The 7,329-nt window shown below is 72.5% G+C and carries 7 protein-coding genes; 5 read left to right on the forward strand and 2 right to left on the reverse strand.

The window, feature by feature from the left end:
- Positions 1 to 2: 2 nt before the first annotated feature.
- Positions 3 to 1,193, reverse strand: coding sequence for a uroporphyrinogen decarboxylase (gene hemE / locus QL985_RS11465; RefSeq protein WP_059280676.1), 1,191 nt, complete (start codon positions 1,191 to 1,193; stop codon positions 3 to 5).
- 134 nt (positions 1,194 to 1,327) lie between these two features.
- Here hemE and QL985_RS11470 point away from each other — a divergent pair, with 134 nt between their 5' ends.
- The 5 genes from QL985_RS11470 (at position 1,328) to QL985_RS11490 (ending at position 6,572) form a co-directional block, all read left to right on the forward strand.
- Positions 1,328 to 2,644 (forward strand): glutamyl-tRNA reductase, encoded by a 1,317-nt coding sequence (locus QL985_RS11470; protein ID WP_102613170.1) that lies wholly within the window; start codon positions 1,328 to 1,330, stop codon positions 2,642 to 2,644.
- A 37-nt stretch (positions 2,645 to 2,681) separates the two neighbouring features.
- Positions 2,682 to 3,362 (forward strand): TetR/AcrR family transcriptional regulator, encoded by a 681-nt coding sequence (locus tag QL985_RS11475; protein ID WP_029603142.1) that lies wholly within the window; start codon positions 2,682 to 2,684, stop codon positions 3,360 to 3,362.
- 92 nt (positions 3,363 to 3,454) lie between these two features.
- Entirely contained in the window at positions 3,455 to 3,688 is a 234-nt protein-coding gene (locus tag QL985_RS11480) for a DUF3107 domain-containing protein (protein WP_019309459.1), read from the forward strand.
- 341 nt (positions 3,689 to 4,029) lie between these two features.
- Positions 4,030 to 5,697, forward strand: a complete 1,668-nt coding sequence (locus QL985_RS11485) for a DEAD/DEAH box helicase (RefSeq protein WP_039101747.1) — start codon at positions 4,030 to 4,032, stop codon at positions 5,695 to 5,697.
- Between the two features lie 5 nt (positions 5,698 to 5,702).
- Complete coding sequence (locus tag QL985_RS11490; RefSeq protein ID WP_047978038.1) at positions 5,703 to 6,572, forward strand: site-specific DNA-methyltransferase; 870 nt, start codon at positions 5,703 to 5,705, stop codon at positions 6,570 to 6,572.
- 9 nt (positions 6,573 to 6,581) lie between these two features.
- Here the strand turns inward: QL985_RS11490 and QL985_RS11495 are convergent.
- Positions 6,582 to 7,329: phosphatase (locus QL985_RS11495; protein ID WP_290147909.1), on the reverse strand; the 748-nt coding region annotated here is incomplete at its 5' end.

The following is a 7,329-nucleotide window of genomic DNA, read 5'->3' on the forward strand; positions in this document are numbered from 1 at the left end:
TGTCACCGGGTCTCCTCGTGGATGAAAGTCACCAGGTCGCTGAGCACGTCCGGGTCCGTGTCCGGCGGGACACCGTGGCCCAGGTTGACCACGTGGCCGGGAGCGCTCTCGCCCCGGCGCAGGACGTCACGGGCGTGCTCGTGCAGCACGTCCCGCGGCGCGCAGAGCAGAGCGGGATCGATGTTGCCCTGCACCACGGTACGCCCGCCGAGGCGGTGCGAGGCCACGTCGAGAGGAATGCGGTAGTCCACGCCCACGGCGTCCGCGCCGGCGTCCCGCATGGCGGCGAGCAGCTCCCCCGTGCCCGTCCCGAAGTGGATGCGGGGCACCCCGAGGTCCGCCACCGCCCCGAGCGCGTCCGCGGAGTGGCGCTGCACGTGGGCCTCGTAGTCCCCCAGCGAGAGCGAGCCCGCCCAGGAGTCGAAGAGCTGCACGGCGGACGCCCCCGCCTCGACCTGCGCCCGGAGGAAGGCGCCGGAGGTGCGGGCGGCCCACTGGGCGAGTGCGTCCCAGGACGCCGGGTCCGCGTGCATCATGGTGCGCGGACGCAGGTGGTCGCGGGAGGGACCGCCTTCCACCGCGTAGGCGGCAATGGTGAACGGTGCCCCGGCGAAGCCGATGAGCGGCGTGTCCCCCAGCTCCGCGACCGTGCGCTGCACGGCCTCACGGATGGGGTCCAGGGCGGCGTCGGGAAGCTCGGGCAGAGCGGCGACGTCCGCGGCCGATCGCACGGGGTGCTCCAGCACCGGACCGCGTCCTGCCACGATGTCCACTCCGACTCCCGCGAGCTTCATGGGCACCACGATGTCGGAGAAGAAGATGGCGGCGTCCACGCCGTGGCGGCGCACCGGCTGCAGCGTGATCTCCGCGGCGAGCGCCGGGGTCAGGCAGGCCTCCAGCATCCCGGTGCCCTCCCGGGCCGCCCGGTACTCGGGCAGGGATCGGCCGGCCTGGCGCATGAACCACACGGGGCGGTGCTCGGCGGGCAGCCCGCGCAGGGTGCGCACGAGCGGCGACTCGGCGGTGCCGACGCGCAGGGGGTGGGCCTCGGGCAGAGCGCCGAGGCGGCGCTGCCACGCGGCTGCCTCGGCCTGGGGATCCAGGTCCGGTCGGGCCGCCTCGTGGGCCGTGGCGGCAGACCCTGCCGGACGGGGCTCGGAGGACTCGGGGATGCGCGCGTTCTGGGAAGCCATGATGGTCCCATCATGCCAAAGGACTCCGACGCGTTTTGGTGACGATCCGTCCGCACGGGTGGGACCTGAACCGCGCCGCGCGCTGGTGGCTATGCTGGGCGGAGCAGAACGACTTCGTCTAGGATGGCGGGATTGTGGTTCTTTTCTGTCTTGTCGCATCGCACCGCACCGTTGACCTCAACACTGTGGCCAGGTTGAGCACCGGGGCCCTCGGCGTGGCCGAGGACGCCGTGTCCCGCGGTGCGCTGGCGGGAGCCATCACCCTCTCCACGTGCAACAGGCTCGAGCTCTACGGTGAGCTGTCCGAGCACGACCCGCGCAACGTGGCCCGCGCCCAGCAGGAGCTTGCGGAGAGGATCGCGGAGCGTGCCGGCCTGGACGAGCGGTTCGTGCTCGAGACCATGGACGCGTACCAGGGGCCCGAGGTCCCCCGTCACCTGTTCACCGTGGTCTCCGGGCTGGAGTCCGCCGTGGTGGGCGAGCGCGAGATCACGGGCCAGGTCCGCCGGGCCCTCACCCAGGCCCGCCAGTCGGGCACCGCCTCGGGTCACCTCGTGCAGCTGTTCGAGGCCGCGGCCCGCACCGCCCGCGAGGTGGGCGCCCGCACGGGGCTCGGCGAACGCGGACGCTCCATCGTGTCGGTGGCGCTGGACCTCGCCGACGACATCACCCCGGGCGACTGGCCCGGACGCCACGCCCTCGTGTTCGGCACCGGGGCGTACGCGGGTGCCACCATGGCCGCCCTGCGGGACCGCGGGTGCGCGGACATCGAGGTCTACTCCGGCTCCGGACGTGCCGAGCAGTTCACGGACCAGCGCGGAGGCTCCCCCGTGACGGACGCGGGCCTTCCTGCGGCCCTGCGCCGGGCGGACGTGATCATCGGGTGCTCCGGCGGCTCCGCTCCCATGCCCGCGGCCGCCTTCCCGGACGGGCCTCGCACCGTGGTGGACCTCGCGCTGGCCCGAGACTTCGACCCCGCCGTGGCGGACCTGCCGGGCGTGGAGCTGATCACCCTGGAGTCCGTGCGCGTGGCCGCGCCCGAGGAAACCAGTGAGTCCGTGAGCGCCGCGCGCGAGATCGTGGAGCGCGCCGCCCGCGGGTTCGAGACGTCCCAGAACGCGCGCAGCATGGACCAGGCGATCGTGGCCCTGCGCAAGCACACCATGGCGGTGCTGGACTCCGAGCTGGACAAGGTCCGCGCCCACCACGGCTGCACCGGCGCCGAGGAGCAGATCGAAATGGCCATGCGCCGGATGGTCCGTTCGCTGCTGCACACCCCCACGGTCCGGGCCCGCCAGCTCGCGGCGGAGGGCCGCGCGGACGAGTACATCACCGGCCTGGAGGCTCTCTACGGCCTGGAGGTCGCCGTTCCGGAGGCCTCCGACGCCGCGCAGGAGCCTCCCGCCGAACAGTCCCCCTCGGACGCCCCGCGCCCGCGCGCGGTCGGCTGAGACCATGTCCGACCGCTCGTCCTCGGAGGAGGGCCACATGACAGCTTCCGACGCCGCCGGCGCTCCCGCGCGCCCCGCTCACGTCCGCGCCCGGCGCATGAGTCGGGACCAGCGCCGCGAGCAGCTGCTGGACACGGCACTGCGGGTGTTCTCCGACGGCGGCTACCACGCCACGTCCATGGACGAGATCGCGGCCGCGGCCGGTGTGTCCAAACCCGTGCTGTACCAGCACTTCCCGGGGAAGCGGGAGCTGTTCCTCGCCCTTGTCGAGCACACGCTCGCGGATCTCTCGCAGCGCATCGGCGACTCCCTGGCCACCGCGGACTCCAACCGCGCGCAGGTGCGCAACGTGATCGACACGCACTTCGAGTTCGTGCACTCGTGCCCCCAGGCCCACCGCCTGGTGTTCAGCGCGGACCTGATGTCCTTCCCCGAGGTCGCCGCGCAGCTGGACGAGTTCTACCAGGAGGTCGCCCAGACCGTGGCGGCGTTCCTCGGTCCGCGGACCGGCGCGCCCCCGGCCCAGGCCATGCTGCTGTCCCGGGGTCTGGTGCACCTGGTGGAGACCTCCGCGGTCTTCTGGACCCGGCACCCCGAGGCCGGCACGCGCGAGGAGGTCCAGGACCGGCTGTTCCGTTTAGCCTGGGGCGGAATCAAGTCCCTCAACGAGGAGCACGCGGAGGCGGCTCCTAGACTGAGCGGCGACGACCAGGACTGACCCGCCGGACGCGGACACCCCGCGCGACCGGTCCGCCGCACAGCGTTCGACCCGCGAGCACCGCGGGGAGACCACCCCCGCAGGAGGTACCCATGGAAATCAAGATCGGCATCCAGAACGTGGCCCGTGAGCTCGTGGTCCACGCCGAGATGACCGCCGACGAGGTGCAGGCCAAGGTGGCCGAGGCACTGAGCTCCGGCGCTCCCCTCGTGCTGCAGGACTCCAAGGGCGGCACGGCCGTGGTTCCGGCCGCGAGCATCGGCTACGTGGAGACCGGGCAGGAGACCAAGCGCAAGGTCGGCTTCACTCCCCTGCCGCTGGGCTGAGCCCCTCTGGGCGGGACCGCCACCGGCACTCCCGCCCACCCGCGCCGACGTCCCCGGAGCACACGCCCGGGGGCGTCGGTGCGTTTGCGGGTACACTGGGGGTGTTTCAGCAGGATGACCGGTCGTCCCAGGACACCGTCACGTTCAGTCTTCACCCGCTCCGGCACCGCGCCCGGATGGTCGTGCACCGTTCCGATGAGCGCCCGGGTGGGTACGTTCCACGATCGGCTTCCTCACACCCGCGCGGTGGCCCCCGGCCCGCGTCGAGAGCGCCCCACCGCGGCGATCCCGGCACGGGCGCCGGTGACGGTGCCCCGCGCCGACACCCGTGAAGGACCGTTTTGACAGACATCACCGCAACACCCGAGCAGGACGCCCCGGAGCTCGACGAATCTGGCGCGCAGGCCATCGAGACCGCCGAGCCGGTGGAGGAGTCCTCGTTCGCGGACTTCGGGGTCCGCCAGGACATCGTGGACGCCCTCGCCGCCCACGGCATCACCTCCCCGTTCCCCATCCAGGCCATGACCCTGCCCATCGCCCTGTCCGGGCAGGACATCATCGGCCAGGCCAAGACCGGCACCGGCAAGACCCTGGGCTTCGGCATCCCCGCGCTGCAGCGCGCGGTGGGCCGGGACGACGAGGGCTGGGCGCAGCTCAAGAAGCCGGGCGCCCCGCAGGCCCTGATCGTGGTCCCCACCCGCGAGCTCGCGGTGCAGGTGGGCAGCGACCTCTCGATCGCCGCCAGGACTCGCAACGCACGCGTGGCCACCATCTACGGCGGACGCCCGTACGAGTCCCAGATCGCCGAGCTCGAGAAGGGCGTGGAGGTCGTGGTGGGCACCCCCGGGCGCCTGATCGACCTCAACCGCCAGCACTTCCTGGACCTGAGCCACGTGCGCATGGTCGTGCTGGACGAGGCGGACGAGATGCTGGACCTGGGCTTCCTCCCGGACGTGGAGAAGCTGCTCTCCACGGTTCCGGCCGTGCGCCAGACCATGCTGTTCTCCGCCACCATGCCCGGCCCCGTGGTCGCGATGGCCCGGCGCTACATGACCCGGCCCATGCACATCCGCGCGGCCGCTCCGGACGAGGGCACCACCAAGAAGGACATCCGCCAGGTCATCTACCGCGCCCACCACCTGGACAAGGACGAGGTGGTCGCGCGCATCCTGCAGGCCGAGGGCCGCGGACGCAGCATCATCTTCACGCGCACCAAGCGCGCCGCCGCCAAGCTCGCGGACGAGCTAATCCACCGCGGCTTCGCGGCCGCTCCCCTGCACGGCGACCTCGGCCAGGGCGCGCGCGAGCAGGCGCTGCGCGCGTTCCGCAACTCCAAGGTGGACGTGCTCGTGGCCACGGACGTCGCGGCCCGCGGCATCGACGTGGAGGACGTCACCCACGTGATCAACTTCCAGTGCCCCGAGGACGAGAAGACCTACCTGCACCGCACCGGGCGCACCGGCCGCGCGGGCAACAAGGGCACCGCCATCACGTTCGTGGACTGGGACGACGTCCCGCGCTGGCGCCTGATCGACAAGGCCCTGGAGCTCGGCATCCCCGAGCCCGTGGAGACCTACTCCTCCTCCGACCACCTGTACTCGGACCTCAACATCCCGCGCACCGCCAAGGGCAAGCTGCCCAGGGCCCAGCGCACGCTCGAGGGCCTGGACGCCGAGGAGATGGAGGACCTCGGGGACGCCCGTCCCCGCCGCGACGACAAGCGATCCTCGGGCGGGTCCCGCAACAACTCCGGCGGACGACGCCGCTCGGGGGCCTCGGGCTCCGACGGCCGCCGTTCCGGTGGTTCCGGCTCCCGCGAGCGCTCGGGGCAGTCCTCCGAGAGCCGGGAGAACGGCCGCGAGAAGACCGCGCACGCCCCGCGTGAGAAGTCCGTGGAGACCTCGGGTGAGGGCGGCGCCAAGCGGCGCAGGCGGCGTCGTCGTCCCTCGGGGCAGAACAAGGGCGGCAGCGGGCAGAACGGCCAGCAGTCCCCCGCCGCGGGAGAGTAGGGGCGGTGGGCGCGCGGGAGCCCTTCGTGTTCGACCCGGAGGGCACCAGCGCCATCGTGCACGGTGAGAACCTCACCGTCCTGGAGTCCCTGCCGGACGAGGCGTTCTCCCTGGTGTACCTGGACCCGCCGTTCAACACGGGCAGGGACCAGGTGCGCCGCACCACCCGCTCGGTTCCCGTGGCCCACGGCGAGGGGGACCGGGTGGGGTTCGCGGGCCGTTCCTACGAGACGATCATGGGCTCGCTGCGCCGCTACGAGGACTCGTTCGCGGACTACCTGGGGTTCCTGGAGCCCCGGCTGGCGCACGCCCGGCGCGTGCTGGCCCGCCACGGCACCCTGTACGTGCACCTGGACTACCGCGAGGTGCACTACGTCAAGGTGCTGCTGGACGCCATGTTCGGCCGCGAGTGCTTCCTCAACGAGATCGTCTGGGCCTACGACTTCGGCGGGCGCACCACCCGGCGCTGGCCCGCCAAGCACGACACCATCCTCGTTTACGTGAAGGATCCCACCGCGTACCACTTCAACTCGCAGGACGTGGACCGCGAGCCCTACATGGCCCCGGGGCTCGTGGGTCCGGAGAAGGCCGCGCGCGGCAAGCTGCCCACGGACGTGTGGTGGCACACGATCGTCTCGCCCACCGGGCGGGAGAAGACCGGCTACCCCACCCAGAAGCCCGCGGGCGTGCTGCGGCGGATCGTCACGGCGTCCTCGCGGCCCGGGGACTGGGTGCTGGACTTCTTCGCGGGATCGGGCACCACGGGAGCGGTCAGCGCCGAGCTGGGCCGCCGGTTCGTGTGCGTGGACAGCAATCCCGAGGCCGTGGAGGTCATGCGGCTGCGTCTGCCGGACGTGCCCGTGCGCACCGTCTGAGCACCCGGCTCAGGGCCAGCGCACCTCCACGCCGGAGGTGGCCTGCTCGCAGATCCGGGTCAGTGACCGCGCGGACGTGGAGTTCTCCCCCAGCCGGTTGGGCTTGCCCTCCCCGTGGTAGTCGCTGGAGCCGGTCACGATCAGGTCGTGCTCGGCGGCCATGGTCATGAGGATCGCGCGGGACTCGTCCGGGTTGTCCCGGTGGGCCACTTCCAGCCCGCCCAGCCCGGCGTCGATCATGGCCCCGAAGTCCGCGGCACTGGCCACACGGCCCCGCAGCGGTGCCATGGGGTGCGCGCAGACCGGAACCCCGCCTGCCGCGCGCACCAGCTTGATGGCCTCCACGGGGTCCAGGGCGTCGTGGCGCACGTAGTACTTGGAACGCCCGGACAGCAGGTCCGAGAACGCGTCCGAGCGCGTGGGAACCACGCCCAGCGCCACGAGCGCGTCCGCGATGTGCGGGCGGCCCACCGTGGCGCCGGGGCCCACCTGGGCGGTGACGTCCTGCCACGTGATGTCGTAGTCCTCCCCCAGCAGCTCCACCATGCGCCGGGCCCGGGTGAGCCGGTTGCGGCGGCACTCCTCGATCCGGTCCACGAGCGGCTGGTGCGTGGGATCGTGCAGGTAGCTCAGCATGTGCACGGAGATGCCGTCCGGGGTGGTGCAGGTGATCTCCATGCCCGGCACGAACGCCACCCCCAGCCCCACCGCGGTGTCCCCGGCCTCCTGCCACCCGGCCGTGGTGTCGTGGTCGGTG

The organism is Kocuria sp. APC 4018 (assembly GCF_030407675.1).
Lineage (GTDB): Bacteria > Actinomycetota > Actinomycetes > Actinomycetales > Micrococcaceae > Kocuria > Kocuria rhizophila.